Source organism: Nocardiopsis sp. MT53 (assembly GCF_019598965.1).
Taxonomy (GTDB): Bacteria; Actinomycetota; Actinomycetes; order Streptosporangiales; family Streptosporangiaceae; genus Nocardiopsis; species Nocardiopsis changdeensis.
Genome location: NZ_CP080599.1, coordinates 5,858,532 through 5,880,952, shown reverse-complemented (window position 1 = coordinate 5,880,952; position 22,421 = coordinate 5,858,532). Strand labels below are relative to the sequence as shown.

General features: G+C 74.8%; 19 protein-coding genes. 10 read left to right on the top strand and 9 right to left on the bottom strand.

Annotation, left to right across the window (positions count from 1 at the left end; all coding sequences use genetic code 11):
- The first annotated feature begins 45 nt into the window (after positions 1-45).
- The 4 genes from K1J57_RS26185 (at position 46) to K1J57_RS26170 (ending at position 5,997) form a co-directional block, all read left to right on the top strand.
- Positions 46-567, top strand: coding sequence for an Rv3235 family protein (locus K1J57_RS26185; RefSeq protein ID WP_220561383.1), 522 nt, complete (start codon positions 46-48; stop codon positions 565-567).
- A gap of 186 nt (positions 568-753) precedes the next feature.
- Positions 754-2,652 (top strand): S9 family peptidase, encoded by a 1,899-nt coding sequence (locus K1J57_RS26180; RefSeq protein ID WP_220561382.1) that lies wholly within the window; start codon positions 754-756, stop codon positions 2,650-2,652.
- A gap of 474 nt (positions 2,653-3,126) precedes the next feature.
- Positions 3,127-4,131: a C40 family peptidase gene (locus K1J57_RS26175; protein ID WP_220561381.1), complete on the top strand. Its 1,005-nt coding sequence runs from the start codon at positions 3,127-3,129 to the stop codon at positions 4,129-4,131.
- Positions 4,132-4,350: 219 nt separating this feature from the next.
- Complete coding sequence (locus K1J57_RS26170) at positions 4,351-5,997, top strand: glycosyltransferase family 2 protein (RefSeq protein ID WP_255646613.1); 1,647 nt, start codon at positions 4,351-4,353, stop codon at positions 5,995-5,997.
- 12 nt (positions 5,998-6,009) lie between these two features.
- Here the strand turns inward: K1J57_RS26170 and pstS are convergent, their stop codons facing one another.
- Positions 6,010-7,125, bottom strand: coding sequence for a phosphate ABC transporter substrate-binding protein PstS (pstS, locus tag K1J57_RS26165; protein ID WP_220561380.1), 1,116 nt, complete (start codon positions 7,123-7,125; stop codon positions 6,010-6,012).
- Positions 7,126-7,336: 211 nt separating this feature from the next.
- On the opposite strand from pstS, the gene treY reads away from it, so the two are divergent.
- From treY to treZ, 3 genes are all read left to right on the top strand, one after another.
- Positions 7,337-9,724, top strand: coding sequence for a malto-oligosyltrehalose synthase (treY, locus tag K1J57_RS26160; RefSeq protein ID WP_220561379.1), 2,388 nt, complete (start codon positions 7,337-7,339; stop codon positions 9,722-9,724).
- 83 nt (positions 9,725-9,807) lie between these two features.
- A complete protein-coding gene (locus tag K1J57_RS26155) occupies positions 9,808-10,644 on the top strand; it encodes a putative RNA methyltransferase (RefSeq protein WP_370634693.1) in 837 nt (278 codons plus the stop codon).
- Positions 10,645-10,746: 102 nt separating this feature from the next.
- Positions 10,747-12,546 (top strand): malto-oligosyltrehalose trehalohydrolase, encoded by a 1,800-nt coding sequence (gene treZ, locus K1J57_RS26150; RefSeq protein WP_255646611.1) that lies wholly within the window; start codon positions 10,747-10,749, stop codon positions 12,544-12,546.
- Between the two features lie 60 nt (positions 12,547-12,606).
- Here the strand turns inward: treZ and K1J57_RS26145 are convergent, their stop codons facing one another.
- The 3 genes from K1J57_RS26145 to erm all read right to left on the bottom strand — a co-directional run bounded on the left by K1J57_RS26145 (position 12,607) and on the right by erm (position 14,562).
- On the bottom strand, positions 12,607-13,086 hold the full coding sequence (locus K1J57_RS26145) for a hypothetical protein (protein WP_220561377.1): 480 nt from the start codon (positions 13,084-13,086) through the stop codon (positions 12,607-12,609).
- 63 nt (positions 13,087-13,149) lie between these two features.
- A complete protein-coding gene (locus tag K1J57_RS26140; RefSeq protein WP_220561376.1) occupies positions 13,150-13,728 on the bottom strand; it encodes a hypothetical protein in 579 nt (192 codons plus the stop codon).
- Positions 13,729-13,782: 54 nt separating this feature from the next.
- Positions 13,783-14,562 carry an ErmE/ErmH/ErmO/ErmR family 23S rRNA (adenine(2058)-N(6))-methyltransferase gene (gene erm, locus K1J57_RS26135; RefSeq protein WP_220561375.1) on the bottom strand — a complete coding sequence of 260 codons (780 nt, stop codon included), beginning with the start codon at positions 14,560-14,562 and terminating at the stop codon, positions 13,783-13,785.
- Positions 14,563-14,981: 419 nt separating this feature from the next.
- On the opposite strand from erm, the gene K1J57_RS26130 reads away from it, so the two are divergent.
- Positions 14,982-15,683, top strand: coding sequence for a class I SAM-dependent methyltransferase (locus K1J57_RS26130; protein ID WP_220561374.1), 702 nt, complete (start codon positions 14,982-14,984; stop codon positions 15,681-15,683).
- Here K1J57_RS26130 and K1J57_RS26125 read toward each other — a convergent pair.
- Positions 15,680-16,471: a phosphotransferase gene (locus K1J57_RS26125; RefSeq protein WP_220561373.1), complete on the bottom strand. Its 792-nt coding sequence runs from the start codon at positions 16,469-16,471 to the stop codon at positions 15,680-15,682. The two genes, K1J57_RS26130 and K1J57_RS26125, sit on opposite strands and share 4 nt — an antisense overlap.
- A 44-nt stretch (positions 16,472-16,515) precedes the next feature.
- Positions 16,516-17,754 carry an MFS transporter gene (locus K1J57_RS26120; protein ID WP_220561372.1) on the bottom strand — a complete coding sequence of 413 codons (1,239 nt, stop codon included), beginning with the start codon at positions 17,752-17,754 and terminating at the stop codon, positions 16,516-16,518.
- A gap of 72 nt (positions 17,755-17,826) precedes the next feature.
- Between K1J57_RS26120 and K1J57_RS26115 the strand changes: the two genes are divergently transcribed.
- Entirely contained in the window at positions 17,827-18,441 is a 615-nt protein-coding gene (locus K1J57_RS26115; protein WP_220561371.1) for a transcriptional regulator, read from the top strand.
- Positions 18,442-18,456: 15 nt separating this feature from the next.
- Here K1J57_RS26115 and K1J57_RS26110 read toward each other — a convergent pair whose 3' ends face one another.
- From K1J57_RS26110 to K1J57_RS26100, 3 genes are all read right to left on the bottom strand, one after another.
- Positions 18,457-19,458: a hypothetical protein gene (locus K1J57_RS26110; protein WP_255646610.1), complete on the bottom strand. Its 1,002-nt coding sequence runs from the start codon at positions 19,456-19,458 to the stop codon at positions 18,457-18,459.
- A 141-nt stretch (positions 19,459-19,599) separates the two neighbouring features.
- The gene (locus K1J57_RS26105; RefSeq protein ID WP_220561369.1) at positions 19,600-20,736 is read right to left on the bottom strand and encodes an SPFH domain-containing protein; all 1,137 of its coding nucleotides are present in this window, start codon (positions 20,734-20,736) and stop codon (positions 19,600-19,602) included.
- A 152-nt stretch (positions 20,737-20,888) separates the two neighbouring features.
- On the bottom strand, positions 20,889-21,443 hold the full coding sequence (locus K1J57_RS26100) for a pyridoxamine 5'-phosphate oxidase family protein (RefSeq protein ID WP_220561368.1): 555 nt from the start codon (positions 21,441-21,443) through the stop codon (positions 20,889-20,891).
- Between the two features lie 324 nt (positions 21,444-21,767).
- Here K1J57_RS26100 and K1J57_RS26095 point away from each other — a divergent pair, with 324 nt between their 5' ends.
- Positions 21,768-22,421 carry a response regulator transcription factor gene (locus tag K1J57_RS26095; RefSeq protein WP_220561367.1) on the top strand — a complete coding sequence of 218 codons (654 nt, stop codon included), beginning with the start codon at positions 21,768-21,770 and terminating at the stop codon, positions 22,419-22,421.

The window sequence follows — 22,421 nt, the reverse complement described above, 5'->3', positions numbered from 1 at the left end:
TGAGGGGGTGTGACCGGATGTCGTCCCCTGGGAAGGGAAACGTTCATGTCCCACTCGCCCGACCGTCACCACGGGCCCCGCGGGGCCTGCCCCCGCCCGATCTGCTCCGGCGCGCAGGACCCGCACGTCCGGCGCACCGCCGCGCCGCCCCCGGCGAACCCGTACCGTCCGGCGGCCACCCCGGCGCGGACCCCGCCGCGGCGGACGCCGCGGGGCCGCTGCCACGCACCTCTGGAGGGGCACCGCACCCCGGGGGAGGTCCACCTGCTGGCCCAGCAGATGGCGGAGGTCCTGGCGGGGCGGCGCACCCCCGAGGCGATGCGGGACCGGGTGGGGGTGGCGGTGCGCGAGGAGCTGCGGCGGCTGCGGGGCGCGCTGCCCTGCCGGTCGGCGCCCCGCCTGGAGCGGGTGTTCCACCAGCGGGTGGGCGAGGGCCTGGAGGCCAGCGCGGTGATCGCCTGCGACCTGCGGGCGCGGGTGTTCGCGTTCCGGGCCCGGCGCCGGGACGGGGTATGGATCTGTACCGACCTGGAGACCGATGGCTCGCTCCGCCGACCGATGCCGTAAATGCCCTGGATATTCCCTGGAGTGCGCGGATAGGGTCCGTCAGGGGCGGGATCCGCCCCTGACGGACACGGCCGACCGCACCCCCACGGTCGCGCCCGGACCGCGGCGGTCCCGGACACACGGGCCCGCCGCCCGACGAGCGAGGAGGGGCGCCCCCGGGCCCCGCGCCGGGACGCCGACATCTGCATGAAACCCACCGACATCGTTCACCTGCACACCGTCGGCGCGCCGACCCTGTCCCCCGACGGCTCGCGCGCGGTGTTCTCCGTGGTCCGCCCCGACCTGGAGGAGGACGCCTACCTCGGGTCGCTGTGGTCGGTCCCCACCGACGGCTCGGCCGCGCCGGCCAGGCTGACCCGCGGCGACCGGGACCGGTCGCCGGTGTTCTCCCCCGACGGCCGCTGGATCGCGTTCCTGCGCCCGGACGGGGACAAGCGGCCGCAGATCCACGTCCTGCCCGCCGACGGCGGCGAGGCGTGGAAGATCACCGCGCACCCGCTGGGCGCCGGGACCCCGGTGTGGAGCCCGGACTCGACCCGGGTGGCGTACACGGCGCGGATCCCCGAGGAGAAGCGGTACGTGGACGGCGAGCCGGGCAAGGAGCCGCCGCGCCGGATCACCCGCCTCAAGCACAAGCTGGACGGCCTGGGCTACCTCACCGACCGGCACTCGCACGTGTTCGTGTCGGCGCCGATCGACCCGGCCGCGGAGGCGGGGGAGCCGGTGCAGGTCACCAAGGGCGACTTCGACCACTCCGGGGTGGCCTGGAGCCCCGACGGCGGCGAGCTGGTGTTCTCCGCGGCCCGCCACGAGACCCACGACACCGACCTGGTGGAGGACCTGTGGGCGGTGGCGCCGCAGGCCGGGGCCGAGCCGCGGCGGGTCACCGACGGCACCCTGAGCGCCGGGGCGCCGGTGTACTCCGCGGACGGGGCGACGGTGTTCTTCCTCGCCGACCGGCTGGGCGAGGACCTGCGCGACTTCGTCGGCCGGACCACGGCGGTGTGGTCGGTGCCCGCGGACGGCTCGGCCGCCCCGACCCGGCTCACCCCCGAGGAGGACCCGCGCTTCGTCGGCTCCCTGGCGGTGACACAGGAGGGCGTGCTGGCCACGGCCGAGCGGCGCGGGGCGGTCGACCTGCTGCTGGTGCCGTTCGGGGGCGGGGAGCCCGCGGTGGTGCTCGCCGACAAGGTGCAGGTGCAGGCGTTCGACGCGGCGGCCGGGGTGACCGTGGCCGCGGTGGCCGACGGGCGCAGCAGCGGTGAGCTGGTGGCGGTGGAGGCGGCGGGCGCCCGCGCGCTGACGTCGCTGGCAGCCGGGGTCGAGCCGCTGCCGATGACGGAGCTGGTGGCGCACACCGCCGACGGGTACCCGGTGCACGGGTGGGTGGCGGTCCCCGAGGGCGAGGGCCCGCACCCGGTGCTGCTGATGATCCACGGCGGGCCCTTCGCGCCCTACGGCCACCAGGTCTTCGACGAGACGCAGGTGTACGCGGCCGCCGGGTACGCGGTGGTGATGTGCAACCCGCGCGGGTCCTCCGGGTACGGGCAGGAGCACGGCCGGGCGATCATCGGGGCGGTGGGCGAGGTGAGCGCCACCGACCTGCTGGCCTTCCTGGACGAGGCCCTGAAGGACGAGCGGCTGGACGCCTCCCGGGTGGGGGTGCTGGGCGGTTCGCACGGCGGGTTCATGACCACGTGGATCGCGGGCCACCACAGCGACCGGTTCCGGGCGGCGATCAGCGAGCGGGCGGTCAACGCGATCGACAGCTTCAGCGGCTCCTCCGACATCGGGTCGCTGTTCCCCGAGCCGCTGTACGGGCCGGCGGAGAAGTGGGCGGAGCAGAGCCCGCTCACGTACGCGGACCGGATCGGTATCCCGGTGCTGATCATCCACTCGGAGGAGGACTGGCGGTGCCCGGTGGAGCAGGCCCAGCGCCTGTTCGCGGCGCTGAAGGCGCGCGGGGCCGAGACGGAGATGCTGCTGTTCCCCGGTGAGGGCCACGAGCTGTCGCGATCGGGGCTGCCCAGCCACCGGGTCGCGCGGTTCGAGGCGATCCTGGAGTGGTGGTCGCGCCACCTGTGACGCACGGGGCGGGGGAGGTCCGCCTCCCCCGCCCGCGGTTCGCATGATGCACGTCACATTTTCTGCTGACTTGACCCCGTTTTGGTGCTCTTCTCCGGGGCAGAAAACGGTGCCGTTCCCGCGCACCGGCGGGCTTTGCCGCATTCGTGAAGCAACCCCGCAGGTCGGAAGGTTGCCCAAGGAAAAGTAACGAAAGGGTCGCGTCCGGTCCAGGGGGTGGATTACTGTTCCCTCAGACCGGGTCGCCCCCGTGAGTCGCCACCAGGGCGACGGCACCCGGTGCCGCCGCGCTCCGCTCGCTCCGAGTCCTTTTCCCACGAGCGGAGGCCGCCGCAGAACGCCCGGCACCCGCGCGATCCCTCGCGCCCCCGACGCCGGGACCCCCTCGCTCCCGCATCCCCTGCGCGCCCCTCCGGCGCGCCCTCGGGATGCCCTGCGCCGGTAGGCGGGTGTGGGAGGAAGGCAGTCGGTCCCTTGACTCGCAACCCTGTCACCGGTGGTGCCCGCCGCCGCTTCGCGACGGTCGGCTTCGCCGCGCTGGGCGCGGTCGTGCTCTCGTCCGGCGTCGCCGCCGCCGAGCCGACCGCCGAGGAGGCCCAGGAACGGTACGAGCAGCTCCAGGAGGAGCTGTCGGGGCTCAACGAGGCCTTCAACCAGGCCGAGGAGGACCACGAGGCGGCCCAGGCCGAGCTGGAGGAGATCCAGGAGCGCCTGACCGCGGCCGAGGACGAGCTGGAGGAGATGTCCGGCAAGGTCGCCGGGATCGCGCAGGTCGCCTACACCGGCTCGCCCTACAGCATGTTCACCGTCCTGTTCGGGGGCGTCCCCGACGCCGCGCTGCAGAACGTCGCCGACCTCGACTACCTCTCCGAGGGCCAGCAGGACGTGCTGGCCGGGTACATCGAGGAGGTCGAGCACAGCGAGAGGCTGCACGCCGAGGCCGCCGAGACCGAGGAGCGGGCGGCCGAGGCGCTCGAGGAGGCCGAGACCGCCCAGGAGGACGGCGAGGCGGCCCTGGAGGAGCAGGCCGAGGTGCTGGAGAGCCTGGGCGGGGTGGACCCCACGTCGGTGGAGGTCGCCGGCTCGGGCGGCGGCGGGACCGAGGTCGCTGCCTCGGGCGACGTGCAGGCGGTCCTGGACTTCGCCCGCGCCCAGATCGGCAAGCCCTACGTGTGGGGCGGCACCGGCCCGGACGGGTACGACTGCTCGGGCCTGGTGCAGGCCGCCTGGGCCCAGGCCGGGGTGAACCTGCCGCGCACCACCTACGACCAGGTGAACGCCGGGACGCGGATCTCCCGCGACCAGGTGCAGCCCGGCGACCTGCTGTTCTTCTACAGCGAGTCGGCGCCCAGCCACGTGGGGATCTACTCCGGCAACGGCATGATGATCCACGGCTCCAACCCGTCCAAGCCGCTGGAAGAGGTGTCGCTGGCGGCGTACTGGGACGGTGTGTTCACGGCCGCCGTCCGGGTCGGCTGACCGGGCGCGCCCTTCCGCCCCCTGGAGCGCCCTCCGCCCGGGGCCGCCGGCGCCCCTGCCGGGTGCCGGCGGCGGGCGCGGACGCCCCGCGGTCTCCGGACCGCGGGGCGTCTCGTGCGTCCGAGGGCGGTTCCGTGTCGATACGGGGAGGTCGGAACGGACGGGGGACACCGGGGCAAGGCTCCCCACGGTGACGCGAAACAGGGCTATAGTGACTCTGTGTCACTGAATAAACACGTAGGGTCTCATGTCGACGGGGTATCGCACCGCGGCCGGGTCGAGCGCGTCCTCACCCGGGTCTTCCGCAACGACTGGAGTGCGCTGACGCCCCCCGACATCGGCGGGTGGACCCCCGACCTGAGCGTCAGCGTCGTCATCCCGGCGCGCGGCGGACAGGACCGGCTCGACCTGGTCCTGGCCGCCCTGGCCGGACAGACCTACCCCGAGCACCTGGTGGAGGTCCTGGTCGTCGACGACCACTCCCGCCCGCCCCTGCGCCTGCCGGAGCTGCGCCCCCGCCGGTGCCGCGTCCTCACCGTGCCCGACGGCACCTGGGGGGCCGGGTACGCCCGCGCCTACGGCGCTCACGCCGGGACCGGCGACATCCTCGTGTGGCTGGACGCCGACACGGTGGTGGGCCGGGAGTTCATCGAGGCCCAGGCCCGCTGGCACCACGTGCACGCCGAGGCCGTCACCCTGGGACGGGTGGCCTTCGCGGACTCCGCCCCCGACAGCCCCGCGGAACTGCTGGCCCAGGTGCGGGCCGGCACCCTGCACGACGAGATGGCCCCCGGGCGCGGCCACGAGTGGATCGACCGCGTCCTGGCCGACAGCGACGACCTGCGCGACGCCGACCACCTGGGATTCCACGCCTACCTGGGGGCGGCCGCGGCCGTGCGGCGCAGCCTCTACGAGGCGGCCGGAGGGGTGGACCCCGACCTCGACCTGGGCCAGGACACCGAGTTCGGCTACCGGCTCTGGCAGGCGGGGGCGGTCATGATCCCCGAACCCGCCGCCACCGCCTGGCACGTGGGCCCGGCCGGCACCGCCCGCACCCGGCTGCCCTCACAGCGGTTCCGCACCGAGGTGCTGGCCGAGCTGATGCCCCACCCGCACGCCTACCGCGAGCGCGTCCCCGCGCACCGGCGGCGCGTCCCGCTGGTGCACGCCGTGGTCGACGTGTCCGGGGCGCCCTACGACCTGGTCCGCGGCTGCGCGGACCGGCTGCTCGACAGCGCCGAGACCGACCTGGCCCTGACCCTGGTCGCCGACTGGGAGGGGGCGGGCACCGCCCCCGGTGCCCCGGTCGGACCGCACCTGGACCTGCGCCTGATCCAGGCCAACTACCTGCGCGACCCCCGCGTCTCGTTCGCGTCCCGGACACCGCGCACCGGCTTCCCCTCGCCGTTCCTGCTCCAGGTCCCGGTGGCCTGGGGGCTGGGCCAGGTGGCGCTCTCGCGCCTGCTCGCCGGGGCCGAGCGCTCCCGCGCCGGGCTCACCGAGCTGTACCCGGCGGCCTCGCCGACCCGGGACGCCGGGGTGCGGCTGTGGCGCACCCGCGCCCTGGCCCGGGCGCTGCGGGTGCGCGAAGAGGACGAGGACCTGGGGGACGTGGTGGCCGAACTGCACGGCCGCTACCGCATCCACGCCGGGCAGGACACGCTCACCGACCTGTCCCTGTACCGGTCCGTGCCGCCGCCCCCGCGCCCGGTCCCGCGGGTCGAGCGCACCGCCGCGGCCGGGGACGCCGGGACCCGGGGGGACACCGGACGGGCCGGGGACCCGCCGCCGGAGCGGCGGGCCGGGCGGCTCGCCCGCTGGCGCGAACGCCTGGCCGGGCTGGCCCGGCGCCGCGGCCGCGGGTGAGGACCCCGCGGGTCAGGACACGGCGTCGATGGACGTCAGCAGCTGCTCGCGCAGGGCCTCGTTGATCGGGGTGGACCCGGTCTCCGCGGAGGCGGCCTCCTGGCCCTCCTCGCTGATGACGTAGCGCAGGAACGCCTTGACCCGCTCGGCCTCGGCGTCGTCGGGGTAGTCCAGGCACACCGCCTCGTAGCTGACCAGGACCAGCGGGTAGGCGCCCTCGGCGGTGGTGCCGTAGTCCAGGTCCAGGGCCAGGTCGTACTCGTTGGTGGCGTCCTCGCTGCGCGGGGAGTCGGCCACGACCTGCGCGGCCGCGTCGGGGGAGATCTCCACGAAGGAGTCGCCCACACCCACCGACACGGTGGACATGCCGTGCACGTGGGACATCTCCACGTACCCGATGGAGCCCTCGGCGCGCTTGACGGTGTCGGCGATGCCGCTGTTGCCCTGCGCCGACTCGCGCGGGGTGACCGGCCACTGCCCGTCGGCCTCGTGCGGCCACTCGTCGGGGGCGGCCGTCTGCAGGTACCGGGTGAAGTTCTCGGTCGTGCCCGAGTCGTCGGCGCGGTTGACCGGGGTGATCTCCAGGTCGGGCAGGTCGGCGTCGGGGTTGTCCGCGACGATCTCCGGGTCGTTCCACCGGGTGATCTTCTGGTCGAAGATCTTCGCCAGGGTGCCCGGGCGCAGGTTGAGGGAGTCCACGCCCTCCAGGTTGAACACCACCGCGATGGCCACCGTGTAGGCGGGCAGGTTGATGGTGTCGGATCCGCCGCAGCGCTCCATGGCGTCGGCGTTCTCCTCCGGGTCCACCGCCGCGTCGGTGCCCGCGAAGGCGACCGCGCCGTCGATGAACTGGTTGCGGCCGCCGCCCGAGCCGATGGAGTCGTAGTAGACGCGCGAGTCGCAGGCCGACTGGTACCCGGCGATCCAGGTCGTCATCGCGTTCTCCTGGGCGCTGGACCCGGCCCCGGACAGGCTGCCGGAGAAGCACTCCAGGTCGTCGGGGACGGCCGGGGGCGCGGCGTCGCGCACGGCGTCGTCGCTGCCGCAGGCGGTGGCCGCCAGCAGCAGTCCGGCGAGGGCGGCGCCTGCCGCGGCGTGGGTCCGGGAGCGCTTGTTGGACGGGAGCACGACTTGCTTCTCACCCTTTCATCGGTGTCGGTGACCCCATGGTGTGCACCGACGCGTCGCCCGCCGTGGGCGCGTTCTGGCAGGTGTACGGAACACCGCCGAAGAATTTAACCATTGCGTCCGCGATGCCCGGCACCGCCCCCGGCGGGGCCGGCGACCGCGGCGCGGGCGTGCATGACACGCGGGGGAGGCGGGCAAGGGTAGGGGCGTGATGAGCACGCACCGCATCCCGACCGTCCCCGTGACGTCAACCTACCGCCTGCAACTGCGTCCGGAGTTCACCCTCGTCGACGCCGCCGGGGTGGTGGACCGGCTGGCGCGCACCGGCGTGGGCGCCCTGTACCTGTCGCCGGTCCTCCAGGCCGCCCCGGGGTCCGCGCACGGCTACGACGTGGTCGATCCCACACGGATCTCCGCCGAACTGGGCGGGGAGGAGGCGTTCGCCGCGCTGGCCGCCAAGGCCCACGAGGCCGGCATGGCCGTGGTGGTGGACATCGTCCCCAACCACATGTCGGTGGCCCGCCCCGACGCCAACCCCTGGTGGTGGGACGTGCTGGAGAAGGGCCGGGGGTCGGCGTACGCGCGGTGCTTCGACATCGACTTCGACGCGGGGCCGATCCTCCTCCCCGTGCTGGCCGACGACGGCGACGGCGGCCGGGCCGCCCTGGCCGACCTGCGCGTCGTCGACGGCTGCCTGGCCTACCACGACAGGCTCCACCCCCTGGCCGAGGGCACGTACACGCCCGGGGACGACGCGCGGGCCGTCCACGAGCGCCAGCACTACCGGCTGGTGTCCTGGCGGCGCGGCGACTCCGAGCTCACCTACCGGCGGTTCTTCGACGTCAGCGAACTGGCCGCGGTGCGGGTGGAGGACCCCGGCGTGTTCGACGCCGTGCACGCCGAGATCCTGCGCCAGGCCGACCTGGGCCGCATCGACGGGCTGCGCGTCGACCACGTCGACGGGCTCACCGACCCCGGCGGGTACCTGCGCACCCTGGCCGCCCGCTTCCCCGGCTGGATCGTGGTGGAGAAGATCCTCGCCCCCGGCGAGGACCCGCCCCGGTCCTGGCCCGTGGCCGGCACCACCGGCTACGACGCCCTGCGGGTGACCGGCGGCGTGTTCGTCTCCCCGTCCGGGGAGGCCGACTTCACCACCCTGGCCGCCGACCAGGGGGTGGAGGTGGACATGGCGGCGGTGGACGCCCATGCCCGCCACGCCGCCGCCACCGACCTGCTCGCCGCCGAGGTGCGCCGCATCGCCGCCCTGGTGCCGCCCCGGCCGCCGCGCGACGGCCGCCCCCTGGACGCCGTGGCCCTGGAGCGGCGCGCCGACGCGGTGGTCGAGCTGCTGTGCGCCTTCGACGTGTACCGCTCCTACCTGCCCGAGGGGGAGGATGCCTGGGCGCGGGCGGTGGAGACCGCCACCCGCCGGCGCCCCGACCTGGAGCAGCACCTGGAGGCGATCGACGACCGGGTCCGCGCCGACCCGCGCGGGGAGCCCGCCCGGCGCATCCAGCAGACCAGCGGCATGGTCGTGGCCATGGGCACCGAGAACACCGCGTTCTACCGGGCCACCCGGTTCACCGCCCTGAACGAGGTGGGCGGCGACCCGGCCGACTTCGCGGTCGCCCCGCAGGAGTTCCACGCCGACGCCGCCCGCCGCGAGGCCGCCGCCCCGCACACCATGACGGCCCTGTCCACCCACGACACGAAACGCTCCGAGGACGTGCGCGCCCGCCTGGCGGCGTTGGCCGAGGTGTCGGAGGGGTTCACCGAAGCGGTGCGCCGCTGGACGGACCGGTGCGCCCTGCCCGAGCCGTCCCTGAACCTGCTGGGCTGGCAGACCCTGGTGGGCGCCTGGCCCATCGACGCCGAGAGGCTCACCGACTACCTGCTCAAGGCCGCCCGCGAGGCCCGCCTGGGCACCTCCTGGACCGCGCCCGACCCCGACTTCGAGGACCGCGTCCGCGCCTGGCCCGGCCGGGTCCTGGACGACCCGTCCCTGCACGGCGAGGTGCTGTCGGTGGTGGAGTCGGTCCGCGGGGCCGGGTGGTCCAACGCCCTGGGCCAGAAGGCCGTGCACCTGCTCGGCCCCGGAGTCCCCGACGTCTACCAGGGCACCGAGCTGTGGGACCTGTCCCTGGTGGACCCCGACAACCGCCGCCCGGTGGACCACCGGCTGCGCGAGGAGCTGCTGGCCCGCCTGGAGGAGGGGTGGCTGCCGCCGGTGGACGGGTCCGGCGCGGCCAAGCTCCACCTGGTGCGCACCTGCCTGCGCGCCCGCCGCGACCTGGAGCCGCGCGGGTACCTGCCGCTGGAGGCCTCCGGCCCGGCCGCCCGGCACGCGCTGGCCTTCGCCCGCACCTCGCGCGGCGCGTCCCACCCGGACCTGGCCGCGGTGGCGACCCGGCTGCCGATCACCCTGGCCGACGCCGGGGGCTGGGCGGACACGGTGCTGCCGCTGCCCTCGGGGCCGGGGGTGTGGCGCGACCTGCTCACCGGCCGCGAGATCGCCCCGACCGGCCCCGACGGGCTCACCGCCCCGCCCCTGGCCGGCCTGCTGGACCGGTACCCGGTCGCGGTGCTGCACCGCTCCTGACCGGGACGGGGCCGGGGCGGGGCGCCGGTAGGCTGGCGGCGATCATGACGAGCACGAACACCGCAGGCGGCCCGCGGCCGCGCATGCCCGAGACCGCGTTCACCGCCCTGGCCTGCCCGGCCTGCGGGCTCGACCTCGCCGCCACCGGCCGGGGGGTGGAGTGCCGGGCCGGGCACGTGTTCAACGTGGCCCGCGAGGGGTACGTCAGCCTGCTCACCGGCGCCACCCCTCCCGGGACCGGCGACGACAAGGCGATGGTCGCCGACCGGACGCGGTTCCAGCAGGCCGGGCACTACGCCCCCATCGGCGACGCCCTGGCCCGGACCGTGGCCCGCGAGGCGCCCGGGTCCCCGTTCGTGGTGGACGTGGGCGGAGGCACCGGCCACTACCTGGCGCACGTGCTGGAGGAGGTCCCCGGCGCGGTCGGCCTGACCGTGGACGCGTCCAAGTTCGCCGCCCGCCGCGCCGCCCGGGCCCACCCGCGCGCGGGCGCGGTCACCGCCGACGCCTGGCGCGGGCTGCCGCTGCGCGACGGCACCGCCGACGTCCTGCTCAACGTGTTCGCCCCGCGCAACGCGGAGGAGTTCTCCCGTGTGCTGGCGCCCGGCGGGCTCCTGGTGGTGGTCGTGCCCGGGGCCGACCACCTGGCCGAGCTGCGTGCTCCGCTGGGGCTGCTGTCGGTGGACCCGCGCAAGGACGAGCGCCTGGAGAAGGGCCTGCACGGGCGCTTCGACCCCGTCGGCGTCGAACCGCTCCGGTTCACGATGGACCTCGCCCGTGAGGACGCCGCCACCGTCGTGGGCATGGGCCCCAGCGCCCGCCACCTCGACCCCGCCGAACTCGCCGGCCGGATCGCCGCCCTGCCCGAACCGGTCGCGGTGACCGCCTCGGTGCGCCTGCACCTGTACCGGCCGCGCTGAGCCGGGTACCGCGGGGCCGCCCGGCGGGGAGGAACCGCGGAAGCCCCCGGAACCCGTGTGTCGCGCGGGTGGGCCGCCGCGCCTTCGGGTAGGCAGGTGTCCGTGAGCGAATCGGAGATCATCACCGACGGGTCCCCCACACCGGGACTGGGAGTGGACGGCGACTTCGCGGTCTGGGCACCGCACCGCGACCGGGTGCGGCTGCGCCTGGGCGCGGCCGGGGACCCCGACCCCCGGGTGGTCGACATGGAGCGCGGCCCCGACGGGTGGTGGCGCGTCCGGGTCGACGGGGCGGGGCCCGGCACCGACTACGCCTACCTGCTGGACGACGACCCCCTCCCGCTGCCCGACCCGCGCTCCTTGCACCAGCCCCACGGGGTGCACGCCCCCGGCCGGGTGTACGACCACGGGGCGTTCGCCTGGGAGTCCGAGTGGACCGGGCGGCCCCTGGCGGGCGCGGTGGTCTATGAGATGCACGTGGGCACCTTCACCCCCGAGGGCACCCTGAAGGCGGCGATCGACCGGCTGGACCACCTGGTCGGCCTGGGGGTCACCCACGTGGAGGTGATGCCGCTCAACGCGTTCGACGGCACCCACGGCTGGGGCTACGACGGGGTGCTCTGGTACGCGGTGCACGAACCCTACGGCGGGCCCGACGCCTTCAAGGAGTTCGTGGACGCCTGCCACGGGCGGGGGCTGGCCGTCCTGCTGGACGTGGTCCACAACCACCTGGGCCCCTCCGGGGCCTACCTGCCCCGCTTCGGCCCCTACTTCTCCGGGGAGAACGCCTGGGGGCCCTCCCTCAACCTCGACGGCCCCGACTCCGACCCCGTGCGCCGCCACATCATCGACAACGCCCTGGGGTGGCTGCGCCACTACCGCCTGGACGGGCTGCGGCTGGACGCCGTGCACGCCCTGCGCGACGACCGGGCGGTGCCGATCCTGGAGGAGCTGTCCGCCGAGGTGGACGCGCTGGCCGCCGCCCTGGGGCGGCCGCTGTCGCTGATCGCCGAGTCCGACCGCAACGACCCGCGCACGGTGCTGCCGCGGGAGGCGGGCGGGGCCGGCATGACCGCCCAGTGGTCCGACGACCTGCACCACGCGCTGCACGTGGCGCTCACCGGCGAGACCCACGGCTACTACGCCGACTTCGCCGGGCCCGACGTGCTGCCCGCCGTGCTGACCGGGGTGTTCCGGCACGCCGGGACGTACTCGTCGTTCCGCGGCCGCACCCACGGGCGGCCGGTGGACACCGCGCGCGTGCCGGGGTACCGGTTCCTGGGGTACCTGGCCACGCACGACCAGATCGGCAACCGGGCCCGCGGCGACCGCATGGGCGAGCACGTGTCCCCGGGGCTGCTGGTGTGCGGGGCGGCGCTGCTGCTGTGCTCGCCGTACACACCGATGATCTTCATGGGGGAGGAGTGGGCGGCCACCACCCCCTGGCCGTTCTTCGCGTCCTTCACCGACCCCGACCTGGTGGAGGGCGTGCGCAACGGGCGGCGGCGGGAGTTCGCCGCCCTGGGCTGGGACGCCTCGGAGATCCCCGACCCCATGGACCCGGCCACCCGGGACGGGGCGGTGCTGGACTGGTCCCAGCCGGGGCGGGAGGGGCACGCCGAGGTCCTGGAGGCCTACCGCGCGCTCATCGCGCTGCGCCGGGCCGAGCCGGAGCTGGCCGACCCGCGGCTGGACCGGTTCGCGGTGACGGCCTCCGGGGACGGGCGGTGTCTGGTGCTGGTGCGCGGATCGCTGCGGGTGGTGTGCAACCTGGGCGCCGAGCCCGCCGAGGCGGTGCTGGACGCCGTCCCGCACGAGCTGCTGCTGGCCAACGGGATGCCGGAGACCGACGGGCGGCGGGTGCGGATGCCGGGGGAGTGCTTCGCGGTCCTGCGGGTGTGATCCCCGGACGGGGGAGGCCGCGGACGGCGGGTCCCGGCACGCCGCCTCCCCCGCGCCGGGTCAGGTCGGCAGGAGGTCGATGGGACCGGCGAACCCCGCCTCGGCCCGGTCCCGTTGGACGATGATCCGCAGCGCCTCGGTGCCGCCCGGGACCGTGCAGCCCATCGTGAAGTCATGGGTGCCGCCCTCGACGGTCGGCAGGGGGGTCTCGCTCCGGCCCTCGTACGGCCGGCCGTCGACCTCGCAGGAGGCCGTCAGGGAGGACAGGTCGAAGGGGCGCCCCAGGCCGGGGTCCTCCACCGTGACGACGAACTCCACGCGCCGTCCGTCCCCGGTGTCGGCGGTGACGACGACGTCGTCGACGGTGTAGAGGACGTCCACGGTGTCACCCGGATCCGTGTCGCCCTCCACCCCGAACGGGTAGGGGACGGCCACCGGTTCGCCGAAGGGGGTGCCCTCGGGCAGGGGGTCGGGGGAGGAGCAGGCCGTCAGGGCCAGGAGCGGCGCGAGGAGTGCGACGCCGGGGGGAAGAGCACGCATGTGCGCATCCTAACCGCCGGCCCCGCGCGGCGGTCGGCGCGGTCCTGCGGGTGTGGGCGGGCGTCAGCCGGGGACGCCGGTGAACTCCAGGTGTTCGCCGTGGTGCTCGACCGCGACGAGCAGTTCCACGGATTCCTCGGGAACCGGGCACTCCATGGCGAAGGCGTGGGTGCCCGCCTCGGCCTCGCCGGGCGCGTCGTCGATGCCGGCCGCCACCGGGCCGTCCCCGGCGTCGCAGGTGACGGCCATGTTCCCCATCCCGAAGACCCTGCCCAGGTCGGGGACCTCCACGGTGAGGGAGAAGCCCACGGTGCCCGGCGCGGTGGCCGCCACGTCGTCGACGGTGTACAGCACGTCGGCGGTGCCGTCGTACTCGTGCTCGTAGGCCCCGACGGGGAAGGGCACGGCCACGGGCTCGCCGAAGGGCGTGCCCGCCGGCTCCGTGCCGGGGAGGGCCGACGGGTCCACCCGCGGGGAGGGGGCCTCCGGCGGCGGGGTGGTGGGCCCCGGCCCCGTGCCGTAGCCGGACCCGGCGGGGAGGAACTCCAGCCCCGGGCCGGGAGAGGAACAGGCCGCCAGAAGGGCGATCGGCGCCAGGAGCACCAGGCGTGAGGGGAGGTTCCGCAGGGGGACGTTTCGCATGGGGGCACTGTAGACCCCGCGGGCCGGACCCCGGCCGGCCCGGCCCGCGGGCGTTCACCGGCGCAGGTGCTCGAACACCGTCAGCCACTGGTCGGGGGAGACGAACCCGACGGGCGCGCCCCCGGGTACCCGCGCGGCCGCCAGCGCCCGGTCGACCCGGCGGGCCGGGTGGGCGCGGCGCAGCGACGCCCGCAGCGAGCCGCCCACCCCGGAGAACCCGAGCTCCACCAAGCGGCGGTAGCCGTCGGCGTCGGCCGGGCCGAGCAGCGGGTCGGCGCGTCGGCGCAGCAGCAGGACCCCGGCGTCCACCCGGGGCACCGGGTGGAACCGGTGCCGGGGGATGCGGCCCGCCCGCTCCCACGACCAGCGCGGCCAGGTGAGCACGGTGAGCCTGCTCCAGCGGCCGTTGCCGCCGGTGCGCTTGGCCGCGTACTCCCACTGGGTGATGAGGGTCGCCCCGGTCAGCGCGGGCGCGGCCAGGCACCACCGCACGATGTCGGCGGTGCGGGAGTAGGGGATGTTGCCGACCACCGAGAACGGCTCGCTCGGGGGCCGCACCCGGGTGAAATCGGCGCACACCACCCGCACGCCCGGGTGGCGGCGGGAGACGCGGTCGGCGAGCCGGGCGTCCAGCTCGTAGGCGACCAGCCGGCCCGCGGCCGGGGCCAGGAAGCGGGTGATCGCCCCGTCGCCGGGGCCCACCTCCAGGACCAGGCCGTCGGGGTCCACCCCGGCCAGGCGCACCACGCGGCGGGCCGCGGCGGGGTCGGTGAGGAAGTTCTGGGACAGGCGCCGGCGGTCGTTCCCCGGGCGCGGTCGTACGGTGCGTACCACGAGAGGTCCTTGTCGGCCGCCCGGAAGGGCGGCGTCGGGGGACGGGCGGCACACCGCAGGAGCGGCCCGAGGGCACGCGTACGAAAAGGAGGCCCGCCGACCCGTCCCGAGGGAAAAGGGACGCGGTCGGGCCCGGACCGGGGCGCTGTCAGAGGAAGGACGGACCCCCTGGCACCGCCGACATCGCACCGGGGAAGGTACGGGAACGGCGGTGCTCTCGGAGGGGTCCGGTCACCGGCCCGGGCCGCTGGGGCGGGGCCGGAGTTCGAGGTCGTGGGCGCGCGCGGACCGGGCCGGGGCACGGTCGGTCACACCGAAGAAGGCCGACATGGCTTCACCGTAGGGGCACGGCCGGGGCGCGGGCAACGCATTTATTAATGGCTCGCGGCCTGCGGCCCGGAGCGGGGATACTCGGGGCCATGCTCGACTTCTCCGCCTACGACACCCGCAACTACCGCACCGTCGACGTCGCCACCGGCTACGACGGCTGGTCGGCCACCTACGAGGACTCGGTCCTGGACGCCATGGACCTGGCGCTGCTGGAGCGCCTGCCCCACCCCGACTGGACTCGGGTGGGCCGCGTCGCGGACCTGGGCTGCGGCACCGGGCGCACCGCCGCCTGGCTGCGCGGCAAGGGGGTGGCCGGCGCGATCGACGGGGTGGACCTGAGCCCGGGCATGCTGGAGCGGGCCCGCGGGCGCGGCGCCCACACCACCCTGGCCGAGGCGGACGTGCGCGACACCGGGCTGGCGGGCGGCGCCTACGACCTGGTGGTGTCCTCGCTGATCGACGAGCACCTGCCCGACCTGGCGCCCTTCTACGCCGAGGCGCGCCGCCTGGTCCGCCCCGGCGGCCTGTTCCTGCTGGCGTCCTACCACCCGCAGTTCGCGATGGTGTCGGGGATGCCCACCCACTACACCGACGCCACGGGGGAGTCGGTGGCGATCACCACCCATGTCCACCTCATCAGCGGGCAGCTGCGCGCCGCGCTGGCCTCCGGGTGGACCCCGGTGGACATGGTCGAAGGGGTGGTGGACGACACCTGGGTGGCGGCCAAGCCCAAGTGGGAGAAGTACCGGGGCCACCCGGTCTCGGCCGCCTACGCCTGGCGCGCGGTCTAGGAGAGCAGGGCCTCCAGCCACAGGGCGCGGTGGCGGGCGATGTGGTCCGCCGCCGGCCCCCAGTGGTCGGCGTGGCCCCGGGCGTACAGGTCGGCCCAGGGGGCGCGGCCGGTGCGGCCGCCCTCCACCAGCAGGTCGTACATGCCGCGCACCCGGTGGTGGGCGGCGTCGGGCAGCTCCTCGCGCTGGGCGCGGTCGCAGCCGTAGCCGTCGGCCAGAGCCCGCAGGCGGGCGGCCTGGGCGTGCGGGTCGCCGCCCGGGTGCAGGGGCACGAACCCGTGGGCGGCGTAGCCGAGGTCGCCCATCCGGGTGCCCGGACCGGCCCCGTCCCAGTCGATGAACACCCACCGGTCGCCGTCGCGCACCAGGTTCCACGGGGCCGGGTCGTTGTGGCAGAGGACCTCCTCGCGCGGGTCCGGGATGGGCACGTCCCACACCGCCTGCTGCGGGTGGCGGGGCCGGTAGGAGGCGGTGAGGTCGTGCAGGCGGCGGAGCAGCCCGCCCAGCCGGCGCAGCTCGGCGGCGGTGAGCGGCGGCCCCTGGTCGGCCAGGGTGCCGGGCACGTACTCCAGCAGCTGGTCCCCGGTCAGGGAGCGCCCGTAGGAGCGGGGCGCCGCCTCGTAGCCGTGCTTCTCCAGGTGCCGCAGCAGGTGGACGACCGAGGGCGCGGCCCGGTGCCACTGCTTGCGGACGGTGCCGCCGACCCGCAGCACCGGGCCCGAGGTGTTGCCGCCGTGCAGGACCTCGGCCTCGGCGTCCCGGCGGGGCGGGGGAGGGGTGGGTGTCATGGGGCCCATCGTCCGGGGCCGGGTGAGCGGGTGTCCAGGGTTTTTCACTTGGAGGCGGCGGCCTCGGCGCGGTCCATGTCGGCGTCGCCGATGAACAGCAGCCACACCAGGACCACCGCGCTCAACACCCCCATGGAAGCGAACACCCAGGTCAGCCCGGCGAACTGGGCGATGACCCCGCCGGCGGCGGCGCCCAGGGGCATGGTGCCCCAGGCCAGCAGCCGGTAGCCGCTGTTGAGCCGGCCCAGCAGGTGGTCGGGGGTGATGCGCTGGCGCAGGGACACCGTGGTCACGTTCCACACGGCGATGCCGAGCCCGCCGACGAAGAACCCGGCGCCGACGAGGTACGGGTCGGCGGTGAGGGCGGGCACCCCGACCAGGGCGACGAAGGTCACCGCGGAGACGCGCATGGACAGGGACCGGCCCAGCAGGCCCACGACGCGGGAGGCGGTCAGGGAGCCCAGGATGACGCCCAGCGCGGAGGTGGTGAGCAGAACGCCGTAGGCGGGCTCGGCCAGCCCCATGGGGGAGTCCGGCCCGACCGCGTAGAGCACGAACACGGCGAAGGCGGCGCTGCTCGCGAAGTTGCTGATGCCGACCATCGCGGCGAACGCGCGCAGCAGGCGGTGCCGCCACAGGTAGCGCAGCCCCTCGGCGATGTCGGCGCCCATGGTGGAGGGCCGTTCGCGGTCGACCCGGAACCGGCCCGGGACCAGGAGCAGCGCCCCCACGGCGACCAGCCACAGGGCCGCCGGGGTCGCCAGGGACAGCGCCAGACCGGTCGCCACCAGCAGGCCGCCCAGGGGTGGGCCGACGAACTGGTTCATGGCCATCTCGGTGGCGTGCAGGCGGCCGTTGGCGCTGTCGAGCCGGTCGCGCGGGACCAGCTGGGGCAGGATCGACTGGGCCGAGGTGTCGTAGAGGGTCTCGGTGACGCCCACGCCCAGGGCGACCGCGTACAGCGCCCAGATCCCGCCGGTGCCGGTGGCCGCGGACAGGGCCAGGAGGGCGGCGAGCACGGCGCGGGCGGTGTTGGCGGCGAGCATGATCCGGCGCCGGTCCAGCCGGTCGGCCAGGGCCCCGGCGGGCAGGGAGAACAGCAGCCAGGGCAGGGACAGGGCCAGGGACACCCCGGCGATGAGCAGGGGGGAGTCGGTGAAGCGCAGTGCGGCCAGGGGGAGCGCGATCTTCAGGACGCCGTCGGCCAGGTTGGACAGCGACGACGAGGCCCACAGGCTCCAGAAGGGGCGGCCCAGGCCACGGGGGGTGGAAGGGGAGGTCATCGTCCGATCCTGCCAGGGCGATCGAGAGAACTCAATCGATTGGACGAATCCCGATCGTTGTAGCATCCGACCATGGCAGACGCAGAGCAGTACGCGCCGGAGCCCGCCGCACCCGTGCGTGAGCGCCGCCCCGCCACCCCCGAGGAGACCAAGGCGCTGGGGCATCCGCTGCGGGTCCGCATCCTGCGCCTGTGCCTGGACGAGATGACCAACAAGGAGCTCGCCGAGCGCCTGGGCGTCTCCCCGGGCACCGTCCTGTACCACGTGCGCCGCCTCGTCGACGTGGGCTTCCTCGTCCCCGGCATCCCCCGCACCGGGCCGAGCGGCGCCCTGGAGAAGCCCTACCGGGCCACCGGCGAGACCTGGTGGCTGGACAGCCCCCTCCAGGACGCCGGGCCCGCCGCCGCCCACGCCCCCGTGCAGGCCTTCCGCCGCGAGCTCGACGAGGCCGGGCCCGGGGCGGTGCGCACCTTCTCCCGGTTCACCCTGCACCTGTCCGACGAGGACATCGCCGAGCTGGACCGGCGCATCGTCGCGGTCCTGGACGAGTTCGTCGCCACCGACGGCGAGCGCCGGGACAGCCCCCGCTACAGCGGCATGTTCCTGCTGCACCGGCCCGCCGGGGCGGGCGGCCCGGACCCGGACACGGAGCGGGGCGCCGGCGCCCGCGGCACCGACGCCCCGTGAACGGAAGCGACCCCGTCAGCCCCCGTACCGCACGTACAGGAACACCGCCAGGACGATGAGCACGACCGCCAGCACCGCCGCCGCGATCTTGGCCGCCGAGTAGGGGCGCTCGCCCTGCACCTCGCCGGTGCACCCGTTGACCACGACCTGCCAGGTCTTTCCGCCGTGCAGGTAGGCGCCCGCCCACACCGGCACCAGCAGCAGCTTGCCGGTGACCTCGGAATAGGCCGTGTCCACCGAGGTCACCCGCTGCTCGTCACCGCCGATGTCGCGCTTGCAGTCCCGCTCGATGGTGCGGGCCATGATCCGCTTGGCCTCGCCCAGCCCCTGCTCGGGCTCCACGTCGTAGCGCAGCGCCTCGTGCCCGGCCAGGTACTCGTGGGCGTAGGGCCGCGCCTTCTCCAGCGGCCACGGCTTGAGCGCGTCCACCTTCTCCGGGGCCACCTGGGTGGTGGCGTTGACCAGCACGTCGTCGAAGGACCGCGAGACCCGGCCCCGGGCAGGGTACCAGCGGGTCTTGCGGACCTGCCGGGTCCTGGTGACCGACTTGCCGTTCTCCTGGGCGGTGTAGGTCTCGGTCACCCAGTAGTACTCGCCGCGCCTGCCCTTGTAGTCCGACACCGTCCGGGCGTCGAAGGTCCAGTGCGGCAGGTAGGTGCTCTTGAACCGCTCCGCCTCGTTGACCTTCTTCAAACTGTTGGGCGCGAACCAGCGGCTGCCGGCCCACCGGGCCAGCGAGTCGTGGGCCGCCCGCCGTTCCACGGTGAAGGGCAGCACTGCTTCCGGCGGCACCTGGACGTCCGCCGAGTCGTCGGTGACCAGCGGCGCGGTGCAGAACTGGCAGGTCCGGGCGAGGTGGTCGCCCTGGATGTGGGCTCCGCACCCCTGGCAGACGAACCGGTGCCCGGCCACCTGCGCCGCCGGCCTGCGGGCGAAGAGGGTCTCCACCGCGTGCTCGCGCACCTCGCGGGTGGCCTCGGGGATCTTCTCCTCGCTGCCGCAGTACGGGCAGCGCATCCGGCGTGTACCGGCGGAGTACTCCAGTCGGGCCCCGCATGAGCCGCAGGGGAACTCGTGGGGGGATGTCGGTGACGGGGGAACGGCGGTGTCGGACATATCGGCCTTCTGGGGTCGGGGGATGGGAGACGCGGTGCCCGGTCAGGCGGGCGGCATGGGCGGCGGGGTCGCCGCGAACAGTCCCGAGAGCTCCGGGACCTGTCCGGCCGCGGTCCACTGGGCCATGCCGGCCTTCCAGACCAGGGTGTCGCGGGTCAGGCGACCACCGCCGACCTGCTGCGACAGGGCGTTGACGTCGAAGGGCCCGGACTGCTGCCCGTCCACACCCACGAACCACTGGGCCTGCGGCAGCGGCGGCGGGGCGGCGGCGGGCTGAGCGGGGGCCTGTGCCTGCTGCGGCTGCTGCGGCCGGGCCTGCGGGTTCATGTTCTGGGCCATCTGCTGGGCGGTGGCCAGCCCCATGCCCATGCCCATGGCCTCGCCCATTCCGCTGCCGGGGGTCGTGGCGGCGTCGCCGATCGCGCCCGCCGTCTGGAACTTCGTGTATTGGTCCAGGTCACCCAGCACGCCCATCTGGGAGCGCTTGTCCAGGGCCTTCTCGACCTCCGGCGGCAGGGTGATGCTCTCGACGTTGAAGTCCGGGATCTCCAGGCCCACCGACGCCATGTCCCGGGTCAGCGCCTGGGACATGCGCTGACCCAGGTCGTGCTGGTGGATCGCCAGATCCAGCACCGGGACGTCGCGGGCGGCGGCGGCCAGGGCGCTGCCCAGGCGACTGACGATCATCTGCCGCAGGTAGCCCTCCACCTCCTCGGTGCGGAACTGCGGATCGGTGCCCGCCAGCTCCCCGATGAACAGCGGCGGGTCGATCACCCGCACCGAGTACCCCCCGAAGGCGCGCAGCCGCACCGGGCCGAACTCGGGGTCCCGCACCATGACCGGGTTCTGCGTACCCCACTTGAAGTCGCTGAACCGGCGGGTGTTGACGAAGTACACCTCGGCCTTGAACGGCGAGTCGAACCCGTGCTTCCAGCCCTTGAGGGTGCTGAGGATCGGGATGTTGCGGGTCTCCAGGGTGTACATGCCGGGCGCGAACACGTCGGCCACCCGGCCCTCGTTGACGAACACCGCGATCTGGGACTCCCGCACGGTGAGCCGTGCGCCCATCTTGATCTCGTTGTCGTGCCGCGGGAAGCGCCAGACGATCGTGTCGCGACCGTCGTCGGTCCACTCGATGATGTCGATGAATTCGCCACGGATGGCGTCGAACAGGCCCACGTGTACCCTCCCTGAGATCTCCCTCGTCATCAGGGTGGACGCTCGGGCACACCGAGAGGTTCCTCGCCCGGGCCGGTCGGCCGCGCCGTTCACGGTCGCGGCCGGGTCCGGTCACGGGCCGCGGCGCGGGTCCGGCACCGCCGGCGCCGGGCTCAGGGGCGCTGGATCCGGCGGCCGGTGACGCGGTTGGGCACGATCCGCAGGACCTGGTCCCGCGGCCCCTTCGCCCAGGGCACGGGCAGCCGTCCCTGCGGGATGCGGGAGAGCTCCCCCGCGTCGCGCACCCACCGGCAGCGCCCGGTGAACAGGGCGCTCCAGCCCTCGCGGCGCTCGTCGTCGAAGTGGTCCACCTGGAAGGAGGCGTAGCCGCGGGAGTAGCGCATGACGGTGCCCGCCAGGCTCGTGCGCAGCACGATGGTCTCGTTCACCAGGGCGTAGTTGACCGGGAGCACGGTCGGCGCCGCGTCGCCGTCGATGGTGAAGGCGATCCGGCCGATGTCGCGGGTGGCGGCCAGGTTGAAGCACGTCCGGCGCTCCAGGACGGTGAAGGTCGCCTCGGTCTCCCCTTCCGCGAGATCGGTGCCCAGGAGCATCGCGGCGTCCTCGTCGAGCCGGTGGGTCCCGGCCAGCAGATCGTCGCCGTGAGCCCGGCCGGACGGCACCGCCGTCTGTTCCCGCGCGGTTCCGACACCGCTTTCACGCACCATTGCGACCCCCCGAGATCGGTTCCCCGTTTTTCTCGATCCCCACCATCGTCGCTGTTCAACGGGGGCGGGGCTGGTGCCCTACGGTCCCCGGGACGCCGGCGGAGGTCCTCTTCCGAGCGCCTACCCGGGAGGCCCTAGTCCCCAAACAAAAAGGGACGTTGTGCCCCATAGGCGACAACGCCCGTTGTCTAAGCTGGGAAAACGGGACCTGTGTCACCGGTGGCAGCGCCGTTCGGACGGCGCGCACCCGCGGCCCCCTGCCCCACAATGGGGCTCGGCGGCCCGGGACCGGGACCACCGGTGAGGAGATGGGGTGCGTACCTGATGCACGGCGACGAGACGATCCGGGTGTTCCTGGTCGACGACCACGAGATCGTCCGCCGGGGGGTGGGCTCCCTGCTGGACGACGAGGACGGCGTCGAGGTGGTGGGCGAGGCCGGCACCGCGGCCCAGGCGCTCGCCCGGGTGCCCGCGCTGGCCCCCGACGTGGTGGTGCTCGACGTGCGCCTGCCCGACGGCGACGGGGTCACCGTCTGCCGCGAGATCCGCTCCCTGCTCCCGGACACGCGCATCCTCATGCTCACCTCCTACTCCGACGACGAGGCCCTGTACGGCGCCGTCATGGCCGGGGCGTCGGGCTACATCCTCAAGCAGATCCACGGCACCGACCTGGTCGGCGCCGTGCGCACGGTCGCCCAGGGCCGTTCGCTGCTGGACCCGGAGTCCACCACGCGCATGCTGGAGCGGCTGCGCGAGGAGGCGGGCCGCAAGGACCCGCTGGGCGAGCTCACCGACCAGGAGCGCCGGGTGCTGGAGCTGATCGGCGAGGGCCTGACCAACCGGGAGATCGGCGCCCGCATGTACCTGGCGGAGAAGACCGTCAAGAACTACGTCTCGCGGGTGCTCGCCAAACTCGGCATGGCCCGCCGCACCCAGGCCGCCGCCTACGCGGTCCGCCTGTCCCTGGGCGGTTCCTGA

Coding starts and splice junctions, on each gene's coding strand:
- K1J57_RS26185 (WP_220561383.1), top strand. CDS start 46: ATGTCCCACTCGCCCGACCGTCACCACGGGCCCCGCGGGGCCTGCCCC.
- K1J57_RS26180 (WP_220561382.1), top strand. CDS start 754: ATGAAACCCACCGACATCGTTCACCTGCACACCGTCGGCGCGCCGACC.
- treY (WP_220561379.1), top strand. CDS start 7,337: ATGAGCACGCACCGCATCCCGACCGTCCCCGTGACGTCAACCTACCGC.
- K1J57_RS26155 (WP_370634693.1), top strand. CDS start 9,808: ATGCCCGAGACCGCGTTCACCGCCCTGGCCTGCCCGGCCTGCGGGCTC.
- K1J57_RS26145 (WP_220561377.1), bottom strand. CDS start 13,086: ATGCGTGCTCTTCCCCCCGGCGTCGCACTCCTCGCGCCGCTCCTGGCC.
- K1J57_RS26140 (WP_220561376.1), bottom strand. CDS start 13,728: ATGCGAAACGTCCCCCTGCGGAACCTCCCCTCACGCCTGGTGCTCCTG.
- K1J57_RS26130 (WP_220561374.1), top strand. CDS start 14,982: ATGCTCGACTTCTCCGCCTACGACACCCGCAACTACCGCACCGTCGAC.
- K1J57_RS26125 (WP_220561373.1), bottom strand. CDS start 16,471: ATGACACCCACCCCTCCCCCGCCCCGCCGGGACGCCGAGGCCGAGGTC.
- K1J57_RS26120 (WP_220561372.1), bottom strand. CDS start 17,754: ATGACCTCCCCTTCCACCCCCCGTGGCCTGGGCCGCCCCTTCTGGAGC.
- K1J57_RS26115 (WP_220561371.1), top strand. CDS start 17,827: ATGGCAGACGCAGAGCAGTACGCGCCGGAGCCCGCCGCACCCGTGCGT.
- K1J57_RS26110 (WP_255646610.1), bottom strand. CDS start 19,458: ATGCGCTGCCCGTACTGCGGCAGCGAGGAGAAGATCCCCGAGGCCACC.
- K1J57_RS26100 (WP_220561368.1), bottom strand. CDS start 21,443: ATGGTGCGTGAAAGCGGTGTCGGAACCGCGCGGGAACAGACGGCGGTG.
- K1J57_RS26095 (WP_220561367.1), top strand. CDS start 21,768: ATGCACGGCGACGAGACGATCCGGGTGTTCCTGGTCGACGACCACGAG.